General features: G+C 54.2%; 1 protein-coding gene. It reads right to left on the minus strand.

Annotated features, from left to right (window positions below; genetic code table 11):
* The coding region (locus PPL01S_RS25560; RefSeq protein WP_042156924.1) for a hypothetical protein at nt 1-307 on the minus strand (307 nt) is incomplete at its 3' end.
* Between the last annotated feature and the right edge of the window lie 600 nt (nt 308-907).

Genomic DNA, 907 nt, shown 5'->3' on the forward strand with positions numbered 1-907 from the left:
CGACAAGCCGGCGCAACAGGTGCTGGCTCAGGTGCGAACGCAGGCGGGAGCGGAGCTCGATGCATGACTCAGAATGCCCAAATTCGCCGTAGGGCCATCGATCAATCAAAGCCTGCCTCAACATCACCAAGCCCGCGTGCCCGGCAGTTTCCGCATACAGCCGGGTCAAATCATCAAAGCCAGGCGCTCGTGTGTAGCCAGCCAATGCCTGATCCAGTACCTCACTGAGCAATTCACCATAAACCTGAAGCGACCGCTCCCAGACAAGCCTCTCCACATCACCGTCCAACGTAAACCTCGCTTCCATTTCAACATCCCGGCATGCTGGGGCTGGCCACAGCACCGCCATCTGACTTTTGAGAGGACATGAGCATGCACGTGGAGTGCGATCTGAATCAGAACGACCTGGAAGCCCTTCTAAGGCACTGTGAGTCGTTTAAGCCAGCCTCAGGTGACGTTCGCGAGGATCATCGCTTAGCAGACGCCTTAGAGGCCTTGCTGGAGGCGTTGAAGGCTGCCAACGCAGCGCGATGACCTTCGACTCACACACCGCGACTGCAATTCATCATCAAACCGCACCGACAGTGGCTAGCGCACTGGCACTAAATCCAGGACAACCTCATCCAACACTTCACCTGTTGGATGAAACGGGTATTGCTTTGGGCGCAGTTATCCGCTCAAAAAAAAATTACGCTACGGATGTCGTTTGTTTTCAAAGCTTAAGCAGGGCCTTACGGCCCTAAATACCGATGCCCCTGACAGCAACAGCCTCGCCTACCAGCAAGGCCATCAAGAGCTGAAAAACCCGAAAATCAAAACCGAAAAGCTGCGCCACCAACCAGCGTCTGATCGAGCATCGGCAGTGCTGCCTACACCGTATAAATTCTTTTGTCCTCAAATATAAAAG

Source organism: Pseudomonas plecoglossicida NBRC 103162 = DSM 15088 (assembly GCF_000730665.1).
In the GTDB taxonomy this organism is placed as follows: domain Bacteria; phylum Pseudomonadota; class Gammaproteobacteria; order Pseudomonadales; family Pseudomonadaceae; genus Aquipseudomonas; species Aquipseudomonas plecoglossicida.